Origin of the sequence: Photorhabdus caribbeanensis, from assembly GCF_018448885.1 — a bacterium.
In the GTDB taxonomy this organism is placed as follows: domain Bacteria; phylum Pseudomonadota; class Gammaproteobacteria; order Enterobacterales; family Enterobacteriaceae; genus Photorhabdus; species Photorhabdus caribbeanensis.
In genome coordinates, this window is record NZ_RCWB01000002.1 from 120,333 (window position 1) to 141,567 (window position 21,235).

Below are 21,235 nucleotides of genomic sequence, written 5' to 3' on the forward strand. Positions count from 1 at the left end.
ATTTAAATGATTTTTAAAGGCAATAATGGAGATGTTAGGCGGTTAAAAAACATGAGTTGTTTCACAATAATAAAATTTTCACTTTAACATCTAATTTACATGGGGAAAGATTGTTGCTTATATTTAAATTCCCTTACGGGAAATAAGTAAATATCAACCTAAAGTTGAAAAAGGAGATATTATGGACTATCAGCCTCTGGCTAGCCTTATGTGGGTGATAACCAATGAAAAAATACATTAGTATCGGTGTCCATGAACTTGATACTTATCTTGATTACGCTATTTTAAGCATCATAGCTATATATAGCCTTCATGCGACTCCATCCGAAATGGGGATATTGGGTGCTTGCTTCGCTATTCCGTTTCTAGTGGCCAGTGGATTATTCGGCAAGTTGTTTGACAATGGAAATGTATTAAATTGGAGGACATTGCTGTTCTTTATTAATGGCATTGTTATGCCTTTTTTATCTATAGCTGATCCAATTATATTTCTTTATGTCATTACATTAATCAAGACAACCTGTCGGTGTGGACTTGGAATATCAAACACAAAATTGAATGTAGATGATAATGAGTCTCAAAAATTTTATGAAGTTTATGGATATATCATCAACTTTAGCAGAATAGTCATTCCCTTGTTTGTTGTATATTTAAACACGAATTATGGGTTATGGTTTGTCCTGTTATTATCAATGACATTTAACCTAGTCGGTATGTTGACATCATACTTTGATGATACTTTTCGGCTTGATGTAAATGCAAGCGTAAGTTCTGCTGCTGTAGAACGTTTTTCATTCATACAGCAATTGAAAAATAAGCCGGATTTATATTTACTTGTTTCGGCTTATACTTTGTCAAACTTAGCCTTTTTTCTTAGCAACGATATGCTCGGTATCTTCTTTGAGAGGATTGGGCAAAATGAAAGTAGCATAGGTTACATAATTTCACTTCTCGGGGTTGGTGGCATAGTAGGAACACGAGTTTCTGGTTGGTTACTTAAAAAATTGTCAGCCAAGAATGTTTTGTTATTTTCCATTATGATTAATTTTGTGGCCTTTTGGGGATTTGGTTTTTTAGATGCAAAAATACATCATTATGCTACATACTATTTATTGGTTTTCCTTGTTGGTACGGCCTCTGGTGTGACATTTTTTGCAATTAGATACGGTGTAAGAAATATCATTGGTTTTGAACACGTAGGAAAAGCTACAGGAGATATACAGAAGATTTCATCTGTAGTAGCAATTTTGATGCCAATTATTGGTGGATATATTGCAAAACTCATCTCTATTGAATTCACTTTTAAATTAACAAGCATCCTGCTTGCGGTAATATTCCTGTATTTTTTATTTAAAAAGCATAAATTAACTGAGGAAAGGAATAAATATGTACAACCAAAATAAGCTTAGCAATATTGATTTTATCAATGCAAAACATTATGGTTTGTACTTGAAAGGAAAAACCAAGCAAACATGGGATAGCAATCTGAATTGGAATTTGGCCGGGAGAGATTTGATCCCTGAGAATTTAAAGACAGAAGTCGATGCTGCTTTTGAGAAATTAGCGGCGGGTGAATCACAATTTTTATCTGGTCAAACTGGACCGGTGGTATGCGAATGCCAATGCTGCGGTCATAAAATACTAGAAATGCCGTTAAAAGAGCGCCTCTGGTCATGCCCGGCATGTGGAGTGGAGTATGTCGAGATATCAATGTAGCGTTAAACATCAAGCAGCAGGGTATTGATGAATTCAAAGCGGCGGGATTCGTCGTTTCTGCTCATTGAAGCTTGTGTCAGACTGGTCAAGCATGAGCAACAGCCGATGACGTGGGAAGCCGTCACATATTAGTCTAAAATAGGGAGCAATCATAAATTTATTGAATTCTGATGATTTGAGATTGTTATTCCTGTCTGTAGATCTTTTCAACTCCTTATGCCATAAGGATTGAAGGGGTATTTCAATAAAATTATTTTTTATCAATCATATGATTCAATTCGTAAGGTTTACTTATTTTTACAATTATTAACCGCTGGTTTAGTTGCATATCACTTTTTGTTCGTTTTACACTGCAAATGCTTTAGTTTATTTGTCTGAAAATTTAAGTATTGGTGGATCAGCTAATCAATCTATATCGTGTATTCAGGTAAATGAAATGTGCTTACCTGTGGGCCTGTTTTTTTATCTAAAAGATTTAATGGATTAAATGACACTGGTTCCATTTGGTAAAAAAAAGAGATTAAAGAAAGAAAGGTATGTAATGACAGGAATATTTGATGACAGAAATAGAGACACAAATTAATTATGATTTTTCTCCCGATGTGATAAACCGGCAGAAAGCCTGTTTGCTGGCGGACCTGAGTACAGTGTTTAACCAGCATAACGGACAAGGGCTATTAATGGTTGATACGGCGGTTTTTCTGGATCGCCGTCAGGAAGAATGGTTTCCTGAGGCAGTCCTTAATCATCAGCCAGCGGCAATACCGACCCAGATAAATCATCCCCGTTATGCATCTCGTTATTCTCCTTGGCTGATCCCGCTGGATATTAATCGGTCTGAGGATGCTGAACTGTTGGCGTTGAGTGTCACTCAGGCGTTACAGGAAGCAGATCCCGCACAGTTGATTACCGGGCGTGGCCGGATGGTTTGTGGTTGGTTGTTTAGTACTAGTCCGGTCTCTGTGATTGCGCAACACATCAGCATGATTGCGGTACAGGAATTATCATCAGTACAGAAAATCATGCTGCGTTTTTATGATCCGGCTGTGAATAATGCCATATGGCCGTTGCTGGATAGCTGGCAGCGCTCGCGTCTGCTGGGACCGCTGACAGACTGGTATTTGGTTGATGGCGACGGTCAGTTACTGCATCGGGACAATGCACAGTCTGCGAGGGAGTTGTACATCTTTTCACTGGGCCTGTCCTTGGAAGAAGTAGCAGAAATAACTTGGTCAGGTCCGATGAATCGGGCATTGCGCCAATATCGTCAGGCACACCGTAACCGGTTACGCCGAACAGAACCTGAACTATTGGATGTCATACTGACCTTATTACGTCGGATAACCAAGCGCTACTCCTTTAGTGATGCTCTGGATCTGGAAGTTTGTGCATTGCATGGTTTGCTATATCACCCGGCGATTGATTTACACCCTCGGATACAATCGCTGTTGTCTGCCGAAGAGGGTAATAGTACTAGCTATGTCGAGCGTACAGACAGACTGACAGAAGAAGAGTGGCAGGTTCTGGCCCGTGAGTGTTGCCATCTCAATATTTCTACTATTTCGCCAAAGAATAAGGAGATTCTGTAATGAATCGACTATCGTGCCAGATGTGTGAAGTAACTGGACCGGCGCTTTTGCCCGTGCGTTATAGCGTGGTGCCTGATTGTGTTGGTGAAACCTTACCGACGTGGGCAGAAACTCTGACTCCCTCGGCTCAGGGCTACCATTATGCCCTGCGTGCCTTACGACAAGGGTTTTTATATGTTTATTACACCAACTCTGGACCCTTGGTTCAGTATTGTTGGGAAACCTGGAGCATTAGCGAGGATGGCGCACTGTGGAAGCAGCCGAATGCCTTTAGTGTGTTTGATAAGAAAACAGCGGATTGTTACGCGCCGACCCATCAAAGTACTAATGTGGAATTTATTGTGTTGAGGGATATGGCTTTACGTCAAGATGTCTGGCTGGCCTTTTCTCCCTCAGTCTGGAGTCAAGAAACAATCCAGTACTATCACAACCACCCTGAAGCACGGCAAAAACGCATGCAGTGTGTGAAATCGTGGCAGTGGCGCGGAGTGCCTGAGGGTGTTGGCATCAGTCAGGTTACCGTGGATAACTTGAATACGGTGATGGATTACCATAAGGAGGATGACTCTGCCGCCAAATACATTCTGCCTTACAACCCTAAAGTGAGGCGGATCAGCCGGACAAGTGGAAAAGCGCCATATTATACCTTTGACCCTAATACCGTTGGTCCACAGGGTACACTCTATCCGTGGAGTGAAAAGCGGTCGGGGAATGCAGAGGCGACCGTTAAAGCCATGCAAAAACGAGGATCGGCAGAGGATGGTAGTTCTGTCTCTCCAGTGTTAATCGCTTTGCATGATCCGATTGGTATTGCTCATGAGCTAGCTGGTTGGAGTGATGACATCGCCGGAGAACACTCCGCTTGGCTAGATGACTTGTCGATTGAATTTATGACCCAACAATCACTGAATGGAGCGAAGAATCAAATTCAGCAGGTTGAAAAAGCTAGGGTAGAGCAGCAGACGCTGGATGCTTATAAAAGTACGGCCAATTACGGGATGGATAAGGTTTTAGTAAAAATCCCCTCGGTGGCGATGTCACAGCGGCAAAGTACACTTGATGCATTGATGGTAAAAGCAAAGCAAGTCGCGGAACAGGATGGGGAGATAGCACTGGCGACCAGTTGGAATAAATATGAGGCAGAACTGAATCTAGCTAAACGACAGGCGTTTTCAGATTGTTATGACAAATTCTGCCATACGATCGCCAGCCGGTTAGAGTCTTTGGCTGAATTTCGGGTAAGCTGGTTAAAAGAAGAGCGGCTGATAACACATTGCCATGATTTTTATTCAACTCAGGTTTCTGACAACCTTAGTTATCGGGAGGCAGTGGATTATGCAATGGCCTCACTCAATGTCACGGATAGTGGTAGTGCTTTTTTGGATGAATTAATAGGACAATATTCGGCAAAACCGGAGGGTAATTTTGTTTGGCGTTCTCTGTTATTGAATAATCCGGAAGTAATGGCGGATACCGAAGCGTTATTATATAAAATGAAGGCGAGTAAAAACGATACATTACCTGCTGCTGAATCTGACTATCTTTCTGTCGTGCAGAAATGTTTTGGCAAACTGGTTGATGCTTATGATAAGGCGAATGAAGCACTGGAAGCGCCTATATCGTCAAATTCGTCTTTTTCTCGTGCTATGTTGGCATGTGATAGACGCTTATCCACGATTGGGCAACGTGTATTCCGGCTTTCTGGTCTGGATAGTGCGCTGAATAGTTTGAATATATTACTGAATAAGACAATATTTTCTGTCGCATCTGGTGTACCGTTGGATAGAATTCAGGAGCTTTGTCTTGCAGATATTCAAAATGGTAATTCATGTAGACAGGCAATTGCTCGTGGCCTTCAGACTTATAAGTCCTCGAAAGATCTTGAAAAGCTAAATAGTTATAAACAGCAATTTGATAAATTTGCCGAAAGCGCCAAAGGCGAAAAAACCTTAAAAGCTTCACGAATAAAAATTCTGGTTCTGTTTTTTAACGGGATGGAATTTGCTGATCAACTGAAAGAAAGTAAAGGAGATGTTAAGGGGTATGCTCAGGTTACTTCGGCGTTTCTAAGCACACTGAGCACGGTTGCTGATGTGATCAAACCAGCTATTGAACACGGGATAAAAAATCAAGCAGCAACTACGTCGATTAAATTTGTGGGAGCCAGCGCTGGAGCGGTAGCGTCTGTATTGAATTTAGGGATTGATGGTAGCGATGTTGTCAGAGAATGGAGAAAAGAAGATACTCGCTGGTCTTTCTTTGGGTTGTCTCTTCTAAAATCATCGGCGGATGTGGGTTTACTTGTGAAATCAATGAGTGGCTTATTAGAATTGTTGGTTAAGCGTGAGTTTAGTAATAAGATAATAGAATTAGCATTTGACCAAATAGGTAAGATCGCTGCTTGGCGTATTATTGGATTCTTCGCTAGCTGGCAGTTCATGATAATAATATTTGTTCTTGATGAATTATATACTCTTTTTATTGATAATGATTTACAGGATTGGTGCCGTAACTGTGTATTTGGTAAAGAACCTGATAAATATCTCGTTTCAACTATATTAATTGAGACACAGGATAAACGTAATGAACTTTATCAAGAACAAAGTGAAAAGTTAGGCAAAGCTTTGGGGGCAGTATTATGACTAAACGTAGAGATATAAAAGAGTTTATTAATTTCGAAAAAGTCAGAAACGAATTATCAGATGCAAAATTCTATATGGGATTAAGTTCTTATGGTACTGTTGAGGAAAGAAATAAAGCTGCTGAAGCAGAGAAAAAAATTCCAGAATTAGAAGCGCTACTTGCTAAAGAACCGCCACCGCCAGAATTACCCCCGAAAGCGCCATTGATTAAAGTGACCGGAACTCTGGAAGAATTTAGTGTAATGAAAGTATGGGGTTATTTTACTGATCGTGAATATGATCCGGAGGGATTTGCACGGCAGGAAAAACGTGCTCAAGTAGGCGCATTACTGTTTGCTATCGCAGGGAATGCCGCAGCAGCGGCAGTGACATCACAGAGTCGAGAAAGGATGAGCGATCCCAGTGATTTTGTTCGTGGAAAAATTAACGGTATTCCATTTCATGGTTGGTTAGGGATGACCAATGCCAAAGTTGGTGATTATGTTGAATTAGCTGTAGCGCCTAAAGATAATCATTATGTTGTTTATGCCTTAGCTAATCCTTATACAAGGATTATTTCAATGACTCCTCGTTGTGAATGTGGCCTTGATGGATATATCAAGTTTGGTACGAAAGTTAATCATGGATTAACATTGTTTTTATTTTTAATGACTCTTTCTCTCATGTTTTACGGAAATGCAGAAAAAGTGACAATGGCGGTTTTCTTGTCTCTTGTTTTTATCTTTATTCTTGTCGATGTTTTATTCTACTTTAAAGGTAAAAATCTTGAGAAAAAAGATCCAAAACCGACAATACTATTATCTGAAAGAATATTTATAACTTTGGGGTTTCCTGAACCATCTTTGATTGATTTAAATATTTCAACTAAGAAAAAGCTTAAAGATTTAAAACTACAGGGGAAATATGTTGATCCTGATAGTGAAGAAGGGGCAAATATTCCTTGCAAATGGTATCGCTTGGAGTTTTTTTATTACTATTAATTAAAATAAAATCAAAAAGTTAGCAGAAGTTTTGGGACAGTATTATGACCAAACGTAGAGATATGAAAGAATTTGTTGACTTTGAAAAAGTCAGAAACGAATTATCTAATGCAAAGTTTTATATGGGATTAAGTTCTTATGGTACTGTTGAGGAAAGAAATAAAGTTGCTGAGGCAGAGAGAAAAATTCCAGAATTAGAAGCGCTACTTGCTAAAGAACCGCCACCGCCAGAATTGCCACCGAAAGCACCATTGATTAAAGTGACCGGAATTCTGGAAGAATTTAGCGTAATGAAAGTGTGGGGCTATTTTACCGATCGAGAATATGATCCGGAAGCATTTTCCCGAAAGGAAGAACGTGATCAAGCTGGCGCGTTATTGCTTGCTATGATAGGAAATACTACAGGGGCAGCAGTGACATCACAAAGTCAGGTGAGAATGAATGCTCCCAGTGATTTTGTACGTGGAAAAATTAACGAAATTTCATTTTATGGTTGGTTAGGGATGACTAATGCTAAAGTTGGTGATTATGTTGAACTGGCAGTGATGCCTAAAGATGATCATTGTATTGTTTATGCCTTGGCAAATCCGTATGAGCGAACTATTTCAATGACACCGTGTTGTGAACGTGGAGTTCGCGCATATTCCAAGGACGAAATTAATATTTTATATGTCATTTTTACTGTTATTGCATTTATTATTCTTTTTTTAGGTATAGGGGTTAAGAAAATTTCTTTTTTACCAATGTTATTTGTAGAGTATTTTTATCTTTTATTTGCTTACTTTCTGATTGATTTTACTAAAAAGGACATGATTAAAAATCCTAACCCAACAAGTGTATTAGCCGAAAGGATATTTTCTGCTCTTGGGTTTCCAGAACCTATGAAGGTCGATTTGGTTTTCTTAACAAAACTCAAGGTGAGGGAGTTAAAAAGGAATGGAGCTTCTCCTATCGTAGAAAATGAAAAGGATAGATTACTACCTGAAAAGGGTTCTGTTCGAGAGTATTTCTATTATTATTAATGATTGGTTATAGCGATATGAAAATGTATTTGGTAAAAAGCCAGATAAAGATTTTATCTCGATTCTATTTATTGAAACAAAGGGAAAACGTAATGGGCTTTATCAAAGCAAAAAGTTAGCAGAAATTTTGGGGCAGCATTATGACCAAATGCAGAGAATGAAAGCATTTATCGACTTTCAAAAAGATAGAAATCCACCAATCCCGCCGATAAGCTGACGCTATAGCAGATGTTAGTTCGAGTAATCTATCGTATTTTTGCGAGTCTAAATGGCGATCGAACATTGATTAATTGTTTTAGACCATTCAACATCCCCCAGCGATCCGATAAACCGCCGTATCACATTTCTGTGTTTCAGGACATTGTTTGCAACTGCCGCTTAGGCAGGCAGTTGCATTGATCTTTTCCAGTTTGCCCATTACGGTGAGTTGTTCAAGCATCGCTTCTACCATCGATAATGAAGCAGAAAGCTGGTGGCTCAACAATTTAGCATCTGCCCGTCCATTTAGAGCGACTGCATCCCTTACTTGTAATAGGCTAATCATTTTCAATTCCTAGTGACAGTTTCCACTGGAGCAGTGGCAGCTATTTCCCGGGGGATTGCTGATTAACTTCATCGTCACACGGCTGCGTGCCCGCCGCAGGAAGTAGAACACCAGTGCGTTAAATGTAACGACGGTCAGAATGATAATCAGGCTGCTTTGTGAATGTTGTGAGAAAGTCACCATCTGGTAGAACAGGGCTGAAATTGAATAAGCTACGTTCAATCCCCACAGAATGGAGAATGTCATCCAGCCACGGCTTGTTTCACGAGCGATCGCGCCCATCACTGAAACACAAGGCACATATAGCAGAACAAAGATCAGATAACTGTAAGCTGAAATGGCAGAGCCAAATTTGGCGCTCATGGTTCCCATAGAACCGCTATCCATCTCACCGTCGCCTTTATTAGCTTCGATTGGGTTTGCCAGCACGCTCAGAGTGAAGGTATCTTTCAAACTATTCCAGGTTTCACCAATCGCATCTTTCAGCTCATCAAGCAGGTTGAACTCATTTGCATTAAACGGCTCATTAGTAATGCTTTCTGCGGTATACAGGGTATTGAGTGTCCCAACAACCACTTCTTTTGCCATTGCACCGGTTATCAGACCTACGGTTGCCTGCCAATTATCTGGGTGAACGCCAATTGGCTGTAATATTGGCGTAATAACCTTGCTGACCGAAGCCAGAGCGGATTGGTTGATGCTATCTACTGCCTTACCAGAGAATGAGAAACTGTTAAGAGCGCCGATGAACATACTGGCGATAACGATCACTTTACCGGCACGGATAACAAAACCTTTCAGGCGTTGCCAGGTTTGCAGAAGCAGAGTTTTTAGATGCGGAATATGGTAAACCGGAAGCTCCATAATGAATGGCGAGGCTTCGCCGCGCATAATGGTGTATTTCAACATCAGGCCAGTCAGAATAGCGACGACAATACCCAATATATAAAGGGAAAAAACAAAGGTTGCCCCATTTTTGCCAAAGAATGCGGCGGCAAATACGGCAAAGATGGCTAATCGTGCACCGCAAGACATAAAGGGCGCCATCATAATCGTGATCAAGCGTTCACGCGGAGCATCTAGCGTTCTCGCCCCCATAATGGATGGGACGTTGCAACCGAAGCCGACGATCAACGGCACAAATGATTTGCCCGGCAGCCCGAGAACTTGCATCAGACGATCCATGACAAATGCAGCCCGCGCCATGTAGCCAGAGTCCTCAAGGAAAGAGAGGAATAAATACATCATGCCGATTTGTGGTACTAGCGGCAAAACTGTGTTGATACCACCACCGATACCTTGCGCGAGGAAAACCGTCAGCCATTCTGGCAAACTTAAGGTATGCCCAAGCCATTGAACCCCATGAATGAAAATAGCGACAGATCCACCGTCAAAGATAGGTTGTAGCGCCCCACCGATATTAATTGCCAGCACGAACATTAAATACATAACCGTCAGGAAAATAGGTACGCCTAACCAACGATTAAGGATAATTTTATCGATTGCTTGGGTGAGTTTGTTTGGCATGGCTTTTTGGGTATCAATCACGGCCATGCACAATGTATTGATGCTTTGATAGCGAGCATCGGCAATCAACAGTTCTGGCTCGTCATATTGCTGTTGTTGCAAGCGTTCTTTGGATGCAGTCAGCATTGAGGTAGTAATGCCGGAACGTTCCAGGCTGTAAATATCCCCTTCAAGCATTTGAAGTGCTAACCAACGGCGTTGTTGAGCATGAAAATTGTCTGAAATGACACCAGATAACGTTTCAACTTCTTGCAACAGGCAGTCAGGGTAGTGAATGAGTGACTGCACGGAATTCTGCTGATGGCGGTCAATTGCTTGTTTTAGCTCATTCAGGCCGGTTGCTCGGGTCGAAACCATTGGAATGACTGGACAGCCAAGGCGTTGCTCCAGTTCGGCAATATTAATTTGGATATGCTGACTGTCAGCGATATCCAGCATATTGAGCGCAACGATGCAGGGAATGCCTAATTCCAACAGTTGTAACGTCAGGTAGAGATTTCGCTCAAGGTTAGCAGCATCTACGACGTTAATCAGCATGTCAGCATCACCACTCAGGATATAGTGGCAGGCTATCTGCTCATCCAGTGATGTTTGTTCAGAAATCGTGGTTAGAGAGTAGGTGCCCGGCAGGTCAACTAACTCAATTTTGTGTTCCGCGGTGGTAAAACGGCCAACTTTTCGTTCTACTGTTACGCCAGCCCAGTTGCCTACACGTTGTCGGGCGCCAGTAAGTTGGTTAAATAATGTTGTTTTGCCGGCATTGGGGTTGCCAATTAAGCCAATGGTCAGTGCTTTCATGTTTTTGGTGCCAGATTAAATTAGGAGTAACCGTTTCGTTGCTTGCAACGGATTATGCGTTGCATTGAGCGTTGTCTAATGTGAGAAATTCCAAGTCTTTTTTTCTCAGAATTAGGCTGACTCTGCGAGTCTCAATTTGTATCGGATCACCTAAAGGCGCTAAGCGGACAACATGAAATGAAGAACCGGGCAACATACCTAATGACAGCAATTTCTGTCGGTAAGCCGGGCTGATCTTCGGAGAAAAACCAATGATCTTGTAGCTATGGTCTGGAAGAAGTTGCATATGACCTTCCGGGATATGTGATAAGTAAAGTAATACCGAGAATTAGTTGCACTCATTCATTATGAAGTGTAATTTTTAATCCAATTCATACTAATTGCAAATAAAAATAATAACCATCATTAATTTCAATGTTAATCGTATTTTCATTTCTGGTGTTAATTTGATCACTTAGTCACTCAGGTTGACATGAATCTTCTTTCTGACAGAAACGGTGAAATGTGCACTGCCGAAGCAGTGCACCTGTTTACGGCGATGAGAATTTTAACGTTTTTTTCCGAATGCGGCGGCTAGTGCATCACTCATAGCACTGTTTCCGGCTGAGGTAGAAGAACGGGAAGCATTACGGTTTCTGTCATTACGTTCAGGGCGGCGGTCAGTTTGCGTATTGTTACTGCGACGTGAGAGCGTTTCTCCCGGTTGCTCATCAAGGCGCATGGTTAGAGCGATACGCTTACGGTTCAGATCAACTTCCAGCACTTTGACTTTAACGATATCACCCGCTTTTACTACGGTGTGAGGATCTTCCACAAAGCGATCAGATAGTGAAGAGATATGAACTAAACCATCTTGATGAACGCCGATATCGACAAACGCGCCAAAATTAGTCACGTTAGTAACCGCACCTTCCAGCACCATTCCCGGACGCAGATCATTCATGGTTTCCACGCCTTCCGCAAAAGTCGCAGTTTTAAACTCTGGACGTGGATCGCGGCCAGGTTTTTCCAGCTCTTTCAAAATATCGGTAACGGTTGGAACACCAAATTGCTCGGTGGTGAAATCCTGAGGTTGCAATCCACGCAGTGAAGCAGGATTACCCATCAATTCCTGGAGTTTCTGCTCAGTGGCCGCCAAAATTTTTTCAACTACGGGATAAGCTTCTGGATGAACGGTCGATGCATCCAGTGGGTTATCACCATGATTAATCCGCAAGAATCCAGCACATTGCTCAAAAGCTTTTGGCCCAAGCCGATTGACTTTCAGTAATTGTGTACGGTTATTGAAACGGCCATTCTCATCACGCCAGTTGACGACGTTCTGGGCAATCATGCGGGTCAATCCGGCGACTCGGGTTAGCAGTGGAACAGAAGCGGTATTGAGATCCACGCCGACGGCGTTTACACAATCCTCAACAACAGCATCCAGTTTTTTGGCAAGTTGAGTCTGGCTGACATCATGTTGATATTGACCTACGCCGATGGATTTTGGATCGATTTTGACTAATTCAGCGAGAGGATCTTGCAAGCGGCGGGCGATAGAGACTGCACCGCGCAGTGAAACATCCAGGTCAGGAAATTCCTGTGCCGCCAGCTCAGAAGCAGAATAAACCGATGCTCCTGCCTCACTGACAATCACTTTTTGGGCTTTTATCTCTGGGAACTGTTTTTGCACATCCGCGAAGAAACGTTCTGTTTCACGGGAAGCCGTTCCGTTACCGATGGCGACCAGTTCTACTTGATGTTTAAGACACAATGCTGCCACGCTTGCAGCGGCTTTAGCCGCTTGCCCGGTGTGTGGGTAGATGGTGTCTGTGGCAATCAGTTTGCCGGTCGCATCGATAACGGCCACTTTGACGCCGGTACGCAGACCGGGATCGAGCCCCATTGTTGCACGCATACCCGCAGGGGCGGCCATCAATAGATCTTGCAAGTTGCGGGCGAATACTTTGATGGCTTCATCTTCCGCTTTCTCACGCAAGGTACTCATCAATTCCGTTTCAAGATGTAGTAATACCTTGACGCGCCAGGTCCAATTCACCACGGCTTTGCGCCAGCTATCTGCCGGTGCATTGTTCAAGCGCAGATTAAGATGCTGAGTAATAATCTGTTCGCCGTAACTCTCTTTCGGTGGTTCATCAAACTGGGGATCAGCATTTAGGGAAAGTTGCAGTACGCCTTCATTACGGCCACGGAACATAGCCAATGCACGGTGAGAAGGGACTTGTGCGATAGGTTCATGGTGATCAAAATAGTCGCGGAATTTAGCGCCTTCCTCTTCTTTTCCTGCAACGACTTTAGCGACCAGATGAGCATTCTTCCATAGATAGTCACGTACTTTTGCCAATAATGCGGCATCTTCGGCAAAACGTTCCATCAGGATATAACGCGCACCGTCCAGCGCCGCTTTGGTATCCGCGACACCTTTATCAGGATCAATAAAAGTAGCAGCAACCTGCTCCGGTTCTTGTTGTGGATCTTGCCATAAGGAGTCCGCTAGTGGTTCAAGGCCCGCTTCAATAGCGATTTGTCCACGGGTACGGCGTTTCGGTTTATATGGCAGATAAAGATCTTCCAGCTCTGTTTTGCTTAGAGTGCCATTAATTGCTTCGGCCAGTTCTGGGGTCAGCTTACCTTGCTCGTCAATGGATTTAAGAATGGTTTGGCGGCGGTCTGACAGTTCGCGTAGATAACTAAGGCGGGTCTCAAGTTGGCGAAGTTGGGTGTCATCCAGACCGCCGGTGACTTCTTTACGATATCGTGCAATAAAAGGGACAGTATTCCCTTCATCAAGCAGGCTAATCGCTGAAAGTACTTGTTGTGGCTGCGCCTGTAGCTCACTTGCAATCATTTGGCTCAGAGATTGATTCATGTTCTGTTTTCTTCTGGTGGATAAATTTCAAATATTCACAAAACCTCCTTTATACGTTCTGCGAGAAACAATTTCCAGTTTACATCTAATCTTATTCTGACGAGTTACGATATCATGCAACGAATTTGTTGCCGATTACGTTATAGCAACCGCGATTGAACTCAAATGTGAAAAGTTGTCGTTGGAGCCCTAAGTGTGTTACTGGACTTACTATGAACTGTTTCTGAATATACGAATTAAACTAAAAGAATAGTTAAAGTAGGAAAAGTCTGAGTTTCATCGTGTTGTCTTTGAAGCAGGTAACTAATGAATTGCATACTCGTCATCTTTCAAGTTGCCTCTTGGTTGGCTACACTCGCTCACCCCGGTAACATAGTTCTCTATGCTCCCGGGGATTCGCTCCCTTGCCGTCGCGATCCATCTTGAAATCCATTGGGTATAATTGTTTTATTAATTAAGGCTGAAAGACTATTTAATCTTCCAGCCTTATTAAATTATTTAGGCGAATATCCACCCCAGATTAATATTTCAATATTACGCTAAAATCAGTTAGCCATATAATGGCTCCAGGAATATATTCCTAAATTTATGCACAATGCGACTCGCTTTAGCTGGCCTGATAAAAATACGTCCTAAAATTTAAACGACATTGCAGAGAAAACCATTCCGCCACTTCCTGCCCATCCCATGCAGAATTGGTCTTTCTCTAGTATGCCTTGATGAACAGCATCGATGATTCCAAAGGGAATAGATGTAGTAATAATGTTACCTGTTTTAGGTCCAACGTGATGTATCTTATTATCAACACCAAGTGAATGTCCAAGTTTATGCCAAATTTTAGGTGAACCCGTGTGGACAAAGATCTTGTGGATGTCGTCGTTGGACATTCTGTGTTGATTAAATACCTTTATTGCTTCTTCCTTACCATATTCATTTAGCAGAGCTGCGTATGAATTAAACAGATATTGTCCACCAAGGGGTGAAATGCGTTCGACATCAGAATCGTTACAAAACAATTCCCAACCCGGTAAGGAAATGGTAGACAGGTCGCCGAGATCTGGCCTGTTGATATAAGAAAACTTGAAATTATCAGGTGATTCATTACTCAGTATGGTAACGGCTGTGGCTTCTCCTATGGTAAAACTGGCAAATTTATAAGCCAGCTCTGATGGAGAAGATAAAGAGAAGTTCTTCGGAAAGAGGGGACCTCCATCGGACATGCCAAACTCCATATTAACAATAGCAGCATAGCGTATTTCACCTGCCTTCATTTTACTATTGATAATGTCCATCGCTGTTATCCAACCGTTACAGGCGTCTGAAACGTCGTAATTTCTGCAATTTAGCCCTAGAGCTTTTGCAATAAAAGTACTATTGGCTGGCTCGGTGAAACCACGAGTGACATTGGGGTAGAGTAATAGATCAATTTCTGCTTTGTTTATATTAGCTTGCGCTAAAGCACGATCGAACGCTACTTCCATCAGTTGCATAGGCTTTTCACCCTTATTCAGCCAATGCCGGGTTTCTATACCACTGGTATTGAGTAGTTTTCTAATCGTCTGTAAGGTCTTGGGTAAATTTCCCTGAAAGGTTTTGCTTGAATGTCGATCAATTAAATCGATAACTTCCTGATTTGTAACAATTCGTGACGGAAGTAATCCTGATATACCTGCTATTTTCATTTAAACATTCCTCGGGATAAATATTTTTAATATTCTATTTTTATGGTGTTTTAGTAATTACATTGAATTTAATTTCCACTTGAATAGATTTTTATTTAAAAAATTAGGCACTCTATTTTCAAAAAATCCAAACAAAAAACTCACATGTCAGTGAATTTTTTTGTAATGTTGATTCTCCCCATTTAAATAATTTGATGGTCTATATTTCTAGCATAATTTATATCTGATTCAAGGTATCGATACTATTTTTCATCCTTATATTTTAAAATTTTGTAAACTTTTGAATACATTTATTACTGTGCTGTTTTGTTTATATAGTGATTATATTTTTATTAATTAAATATCGATCACATGACACGTCGGTAAGAAAATGTTTTTCATTCTAATCCAACGTAGGAATACACTTTTTGCTGTCAGCGATAAATGCTAATCAGCACGTTTACGGGTATTTGACGGTACTGGAGTACCAGCTTGAACTGGCGTATGATTAGCCAATTATTCACTATCGTTATTTTCAAAGGGTTTCGATGTTAGCGCAGTTACCACACATGGCAGTACAGCCAGAAACCGACATTAAGCGTAAGAAATCCCCACGTAAAACGGCGGCTTTTGATGTGAAACGTGCAGCAGAACAGGGTGATAAGGATTTCCAGTATTTTCTTAAAAGCGGAAGGTTGCCAGTTTTTAAGTGAGTTCAATTTTTTACGTATATATTTCCGTCTTTATTTAAACGCCTTCCTAATTGGGCGTCGCTTTACACTGATTTTTATAATTATAAAATAAGTGGCGATATAATTGATTACCTTGGTTGTGATGTTAAGAGTAAAAACAACAGCACTATTTCCACGTTCATTTAATTTTGGCCGCCTGTATTAAATTCTGCTTTGCAGAGTGAATGAATCGTTGGCGTGCGATTTATTCGGTTGTTATTCTTCGATATATATACCCGTTATCTTTCAAGTTGCTTCTTTGTTGGCTACACTCATTCACCCCGGTAACATAGTTATCTATGCTCCCGGGGATTCGCTACCTTGCCGTCAGGATGCATCTTGAAATCCATAGGGTATAGCTAATTTGTCGAAAGAGTGTACAAACTATTTGATATATTCGATCTCGTTCACGTACCACAACACTTTTCCTGTTGGTGTATGAACGATTGCACTGTCTCCAACTTCTTTCTTTAATAGCGCCCGGGCCATTGGAGAATCGATTGATATGTAGTCTTTGCGACCAAAAATTTCGTCATATCCAACAATACGGAAACGTTTAATCTCACCTTGATCATTTTCGATCTCTACCCATGCACCGAAGAACACTCGCCCATCTTGTTGGGGAGAATAATCAACACACCGCAATTCTTCTAAGCTCTTGGTTAGATATCGGACTCTGCGATCAATCTCCCGTAGCCTCTTCTTGTTATATTGATAATCTGCGTTTTCACTCCGGTCCCCGAGACTTGCTGCCCAAGTCACTTTTTTAGTCACTTCTGGACGCTCTTCACGCCAAAGATAATCCAGCTCTTCCTTTAATTTGTTGTAGCCTTCGCGGGTTATCAGTTTAGTTTTCATTTTATTTTGATGTAGATACCGTAGTTAACCTCATAAGTATATAAAACAGCCCATTTTGGTAGATGTCAAATTAAGACTTGGTTTTTAGTCATTAATCAATAAATCCCGGTTGTTTTGCAAGATTAACGTATTAGTGGCATTTGGGGAGTCGTTGGTTGAATAAAATTATCACTGTTGATGGATTCGGCTGCGTGGCAAGAGAATACGATACGCTTCTGCTACGGTGAGTACGGATGTTAAAACGAGAGATAAGCGGTTAACGGACGGTTTAGCGTTAGCATTATCGATAACAAGATTGCTTTACCTGCCTGCTCATTATGATATTTGGCTCTAATATTTATAACGTTCATCATATAATTTATGGTTCTGTGTACTGAATAGTATGTATGCTGTGGATCTTACTGGTGATGAAACAGGCTATTAAGGTTCAAATGAGGAAAAAACAAGCGAAATTGTTTACTATAGTAAGTAAAGGTGGTGAAAAGTCGATCATTGAGTGGTTTCTTGCCCAAACGTTGGTGAGCTGAACATTATCGATCCAGATCCTCGTGAGTAAGGAAAACTGAAAACCGTGGCGGAGGTATGAAGGTAATATGCAGCAAAAGGCACTTTTCGTTTAGTCTGCCTGATGAATTTAATCCAGCTAATAAATGGATTCCTATCGATTTGCCGGGAGCCAGGATGCTAATTGATTGGTTGGCGGACGGCAAAATAACGGTAGAAATGCGATAGGTGACAGTGAATTGCTGCGTTCTCGTTGTCAGTAATAAACCACTAAATTAATCATTCTAATTAATAACAGTGGAAATAAGTCCTATTAGGAATAGTCTCAAAATACAGATATCTGGTTTCTATCTTTGGGTTAATCTCTTTCAAAATGATAAATTTATCAAAGCATGTAGTGTTTTTTGGAGTTTGATAATGCAAGTAGATAACAAGATCCTTGTGGTCGATGATGACATGCGTTTACGAACGTTATTAGAGCGTTATCTGACAGAACAAGGTTTTCAGGTACGTAGTGCCGCTAATGCGGAGCAGATGGACCGTTTACTGACACGGGAATCTGTGAGTTTAATCGTATTAGATTTAATGTTGCCAGGAGAGGATGGGCTTTCTGTTTGTCAAAGGCTGAGAAACCAAAGTAATCCGGTACCGATTATTATGGTGACGGCGAGAGGAGAAGAGGTCGATCGTATTGTTGGGTTGGAAATTGGCGCTGATGATTATATTCCGAAACCATTTAATCCCCGTGAGTTATTGGCGCGTATCCGAGCGGTATTACGTCGTCAGGCGAATAAGTTATTGGGTTTACCGGTTGACGATGATGCGATTATTAATTTTGGTAAGTTTAGTCTCAATTTGAGTACGCGGGAAATGTTTCAGGGAGATGAACATATTCAATTAACCAGTGGAGAATTTGCTGTATTGAAAGTACTGGTTTCTTATCCTGGCGTGCCTCTGTCCCGTAATAAGCTGATGAATTTAGCTAGCGGCCGGGAATATAGTACGATGAAGCGATCGATTGATGTCTTGGTTTCACGTCTACGCCGCGTGATTGAAGAAGATCCTACACATCCTCGCTATATCCAGACTATCTGGGGTCTGGGTTATGTTTTTGTGCCTGACGGAATTCGTGTATGAAATTATTGCGATTCTCCCCTCGCAGCACGTTTACCCATACTTTATTTCTGATTATGGCGATGCTGTTTATCAGTCTGGTAACTAGCTACTTGGTTGTTGTGAATTTCGTTATCATGCCAAGCTTGCAGCAGTTCAATAAGGTATTAGCGTATGAAGTTCGTACCTTAATGGCTGAAAAGTTGAAGTTAGAGGATGGCTCTTTTTTGGTGATATCGCCAGTCGTTCGCCGGGAGATTTATCAGGAGTTGGGTATTACACTCTATTCTGAATCTGACGCGGAGATACAAGGTTTACGTTGGGCCAGACGTTATGATTACTTGAGTGAGAAGATGAGCGAATACCTTGGCGGCAAGGCGGATCTTCGTCTGGAGATAAACACAGATAGCCCGATACTTTGGCTTAATTCTTATCTGGCTCCCGATATTTGGGTCAGGGTTCCTCTGACTGAGATCGAACAAAATCAATTCTCTCCTATTTTCCGCTATACGCTGGCAATTCTATTACTGGTATTTGGCTGTATCTGGCTTTATATCCGTTTTCAGAACCGGCCTTTATTGGAAATGGAGTATGCAGCCAGGCAAACAGGTAAAGGTATTATGATGCCTGCGGTGCGGGAATCGGGTTCTCTGGAAGTTCGGGCAGCCATTCGCTCATTTAACCAAATGTCCGCCGGGATAAAGTTATTGGAAAGTGACCGCACGATATTAATTGCTGGCGTAAGCCATGATTTGCGTACTCCGCTGACACGTATTCGACTGGCAACAGAAATGATGAGCAAGGAAGATGCTTATCTGTCTGAATCTATCAATAAAGATATTGAAGAGTGTAACGCCATTATTGAGCAATTCATTGACTACCTCCGTACTGGACAAGAGATGCCAATGGAATTCTGCGAATTGAACTCTATTCTCAAAGAGGTTATTTCCGCGGAGAATGGCTATGAGCAGGATATTGAAAACCATCTGTCTCTTCATCCAATAACCGTTAACGCCAATCCGATTTCTATTAAACGGGCATTGGCTAATATGTTGGTTAATGCCAATCGTTATGGAAACGGTTGGATTAAAGTGAGTAGTGGTCAGACAAATAAATTTGCCTGGTTTCAGGTAGAAGATAATGGAGCCGGCATTAAGCAGGAAGATTTGCCACGGTTATTTCAGCCATTCGTTCGGGGCGAAAGAGCGCGGAGCAGTAGTGGAACAGGGTTAGGTTTGGCGATTGTTCAGCGAATTATTGATGCTCATGATGGAAAAATTGAAATGGGCACCAGCCCCAGAGGGGGATTATCTATTCGTGTCTGTATTCCGGTCGTGGAAGATAATTTTTAACGGCTTGATAATCATCTCCTATATTTGATTTTTATGGTGTATGGAGATGACAGTTTTATGTCAGTCTCAGGTTAAGCGCCGATTGTGCTGTCATAAAAATGTCATAATTAAGACATTTTACTGTAATTAAATTAACCTATTTTCCCTCCTGCACCTTTTTTGAATTTGACGAATAGATTTCTTTATTGATTCTCAATATCCCATTAGGAGGGATTATGAAACTGATGCGTACCACCGTAGCCGGCATAATGGCAGCGACGTTTTCTTTGACAACCTTGTCTGTATTTGCTGCGACTAGCTTAACCGGGGCAGGTGCGACATTTCCCGCACCGGTGTATGCCAAGTGGGCGGATTCTTATCAAAAAGAGACAGGTAATAAAGTCAATTATCAAGGCATCGGTTCTTCCGGCGGCGTGAAACAAATTCTGGCAAATACTGTGGATTTCGGTGCTTCCGATGCCCCTTTATCCGCTGAAAAGTTAGCTGCTGATGGTTTGTTTCAGTTCCCGACCGTCATCGGAGGGGTGGTGCTGGCGGTTAATATCCCGGGGATTAAAGCCGGTGAATTGGTACTGGATGGTAAAACTTTAGGCGATATTTATTTAGGTAAAGTGAAAAAGTGGAATGATCCAGCGATTACTCAATTGAATCCAGGAGTCAAACTACCGGAGCAAGATATTGCTGTGATACGTCGCGCTGATGGTTCCGGTACCTCCTTTGTGTTTACTAGCTACCTCTCTAAAGTGAATCAAGCGTGGCAAGAAAAAGTTGGCGCAGGTTCCACCGTAAGCTGGCCTATTGGTTTAGGCGGTAAGGGTAATGATGGGGTTGCCGCATTTGTTCAGCGTCTGACGGGTTCCATTGGTTATGTTGAATACGCTTATGCGAAACAGAATCATCTGGCTTATACCAAACTGGTATCTGCTAACGGCAACGTGGTTAGCCCGACAGGAGAGAGTTTCAGCGCCGCGGCGAAAAAAGCGGAATGGCATAAAACCTTTGCTCAGGATTTGACAAACCAACAAGGTGAAAATGCGTGGCCAATGACTTCCACCACATTTGTTCTGGTTCATCAACAGCAAAAAGATGCCGTGAAAGGGGCAGAAGTATTGAAATTCTTTGACTGGGCTTATGAGAAAGGCAGTAAACAGGCAAATGATTTGGATTATGCAACTCTGCCCAAAGAGGTGATTGAGAAAGTTCGTGCGGCTTGGAAAACTCAGATAAAAGATAGCAATGGCAAGGCTTTGTATTAAGTCGTGCTGGTAGTGGTTGTTTTGAACATTGACTGTTTTAAATATCGATTGTTTTAAATGTCGATTGTTT

Annotated in this window: 17 protein-coding genes; 11 read left to right on the plus strand and 6 right to left on the minus strand. The window is 41.7% G+C overall.

Annotation, left to right across the window (positions count from 1 at the left end):
• Positions 1–224 precede the first annotated feature (224 nt).
• The 6 genes from EAE90_RS02500 (at position 225) to EAE90_RS02525 (ending at position 7,949) form a co-directional block, all read left to right on the plus strand.
• The gene (locus EAE90_RS02500; RefSeq protein WP_214052138.1) at positions 225–1,403 is read left to right on the plus strand and encodes an MFS transporter; all 1,179 of its coding nucleotides are present in this window, start codon (positions 225–227) and stop codon (positions 1,401–1,403) included.
• On the plus strand, positions 1,387–1,716 hold the full coding sequence (locus EAE90_RS24595) for a transposase (protein ID WP_214052139.1): 330 nt from the start codon (positions 1,387–1,389) through the stop codon (positions 1,714–1,716). The genes EAE90_RS02500 and EAE90_RS24595 overlap by 17 nt, the downstream gene beginning before the upstream one ends.
• 557 nt (positions 1,717–2,273) lie before the next feature.
• The gene (locus EAE90_RS02510; RefSeq protein ID WP_214052140.1) at positions 2,274–3,305 is read left to right on the plus strand and encodes a DUF4123 domain-containing protein; all 1,032 of its coding nucleotides are present in this window, start codon (positions 2,274–2,276) and stop codon (positions 3,303–3,305) included.
• Entirely contained in the window at positions 3,305–5,947 is a 2,643-nt protein-coding gene (locus tag EAE90_RS02515; RefSeq protein WP_214052141.1) for a T6SS effector BTH_I2691 family protein, read from the plus strand. The genes EAE90_RS02510 and EAE90_RS02515 overlap by 1 nt, the downstream gene beginning before the upstream one ends.
• Positions 5,944–6,927 (plus strand): putative type VI secretion system effector, encoded by a 984-nt coding sequence (locus EAE90_RS02520; protein WP_214052142.1) that lies wholly within the window; start codon positions 5,944–5,946, stop codon positions 6,925–6,927. The genes EAE90_RS02515 and EAE90_RS02520 overlap by 4 nt, the downstream gene beginning before the upstream one ends.
• A gap of 44 nt (positions 6,928–6,971) precedes the next feature.
• Positions 6,972–7,949 (plus strand): putative type VI secretion system effector, encoded by a 978-nt coding sequence (locus EAE90_RS02525; protein WP_214052143.1) that lies wholly within the window; start codon positions 6,972–6,974, stop codon positions 7,947–7,949.
• A 304-nt stretch (positions 7,950–8,253) separates the two neighbouring features.
• On the opposite strand, the gene EAE90_RS02530 is transcribed toward EAE90_RS02525, so the two are convergent.
• From EAE90_RS02530 to EAE90_RS02550, 5 genes are all read right to left on the minus strand, one after another.
• A complete protein-coding gene (locus EAE90_RS02530) occupies positions 8,254–8,493 on the minus strand; it encodes a FeoC-like transcriptional regulator (protein WP_214052144.1) in 240 nt (79 codons plus the stop codon).
• 9 nt (positions 8,494–8,502) lie between these two features.
• Positions 8,503–10,818: a Fe(2+) transporter permease subunit FeoB gene (gene feoB / locus EAE90_RS02535; RefSeq protein ID WP_214052145.1), complete on the minus strand. Its 2,316-nt coding sequence runs from the start codon at positions 10,816–10,818 to the stop codon at positions 8,503–8,505.
• A gap of 52 nt (positions 10,819–10,870) precedes the next feature.
• Entirely contained in the window at positions 10,871–11,104 is a 234-nt protein-coding gene (gene feoA, locus EAE90_RS02540) for a ferrous iron transporter A (RefSeq protein WP_046396399.1), read from the minus strand.
• A 261-nt stretch (positions 11,105–11,365) separates the two neighbouring features.
• The gene (locus EAE90_RS02545) at positions 11,366–13,690 is read right to left on the minus strand and encodes a Tex family protein (RefSeq protein WP_214052146.1); all 2,325 of its coding nucleotides are present in this window, start codon (positions 13,688–13,690) and stop codon (positions 11,366–11,368) included.
• A 632-nt stretch (positions 13,691–14,322) separates the two neighbouring features.
• Entirely contained in the window at positions 14,323–15,372 is a 1,050-nt protein-coding gene (locus EAE90_RS02550; protein WP_214052147.1) for a 3-oxoacyl-[acyl-carrier-protein] synthase III C-terminal domain-containing protein, read from the minus strand.
• Positions 15,373–15,899: 527 nt separating this feature from the next.
• On the opposite strand from EAE90_RS02550, the gene EAE90_RS02555 reads away from it, so the two are divergent.
• On the plus strand, positions 15,900–16,064 hold the full coding sequence (locus EAE90_RS02555; RefSeq protein WP_214052148.1) for a hypothetical protein: 165 nt from the start codon (positions 15,900–15,902) through the stop codon (positions 16,062–16,064).
• Positions 16,065–16,466: 402 nt separating this feature from the next.
• Here the strand turns inward: EAE90_RS02555 and greB are convergent, their stop codons facing one another.
• Positions 16,467–16,940 (minus strand): transcription elongation factor GreB, encoded by a 474-nt coding sequence (greB, locus tag EAE90_RS02560; protein WP_112895590.1) that lies wholly within the window; start codon positions 16,938–16,940, stop codon positions 16,467–16,469.
• Between the two features lie 582 nt (positions 16,941–17,522).
• Here greB and EAE90_RS02565 point away from each other — a divergent pair.
• The 4 genes from EAE90_RS02565 to pstS all read left to right on the plus strand — a co-directional run bounded on the left by EAE90_RS02565 (position 17,523) and on the right by pstS (position 21,165).
• Complete coding sequence (locus EAE90_RS02565; RefSeq protein WP_214052149.1) at positions 17,523–17,672, plus strand: hypothetical protein; 150 nt, start codon at positions 17,523–17,525, stop codon at positions 17,670–17,672.
• 189 nt (positions 17,673–17,861) lie between these two features.
• On the plus strand, positions 17,862–18,581 hold the full coding sequence (gene ompR / locus EAE90_RS02570) for an osmolarity response regulator transcription factor OmpR (protein ID WP_113025655.1): 720 nt from the start codon (positions 17,862–17,864) through the stop codon (positions 18,579–18,581).
• Positions 18,578–19,909 carry a two-component system sensor histidine kinase EnvZ gene (gene envZ, locus EAE90_RS02575; RefSeq protein ID WP_214052150.1) on the plus strand — a complete coding sequence of 444 codons (1,332 nt, stop codon included), beginning with the start codon at positions 18,578–18,580 and terminating at the stop codon, positions 19,907–19,909. Before ompR ends, envZ begins: the two co-directional genes overlap by 4 nt.
• A gap of 215 nt (positions 19,910–20,124) precedes the next feature.
• Entirely contained in the window at positions 20,125–21,165 is a 1,041-nt protein-coding gene (pstS, locus tag EAE90_RS02580; RefSeq protein ID WP_214052151.1) for a phosphate ABC transporter substrate-binding protein PstS, read from the plus strand.
• Positions 21,166–21,235: the final 70 nt, after the last annotated feature.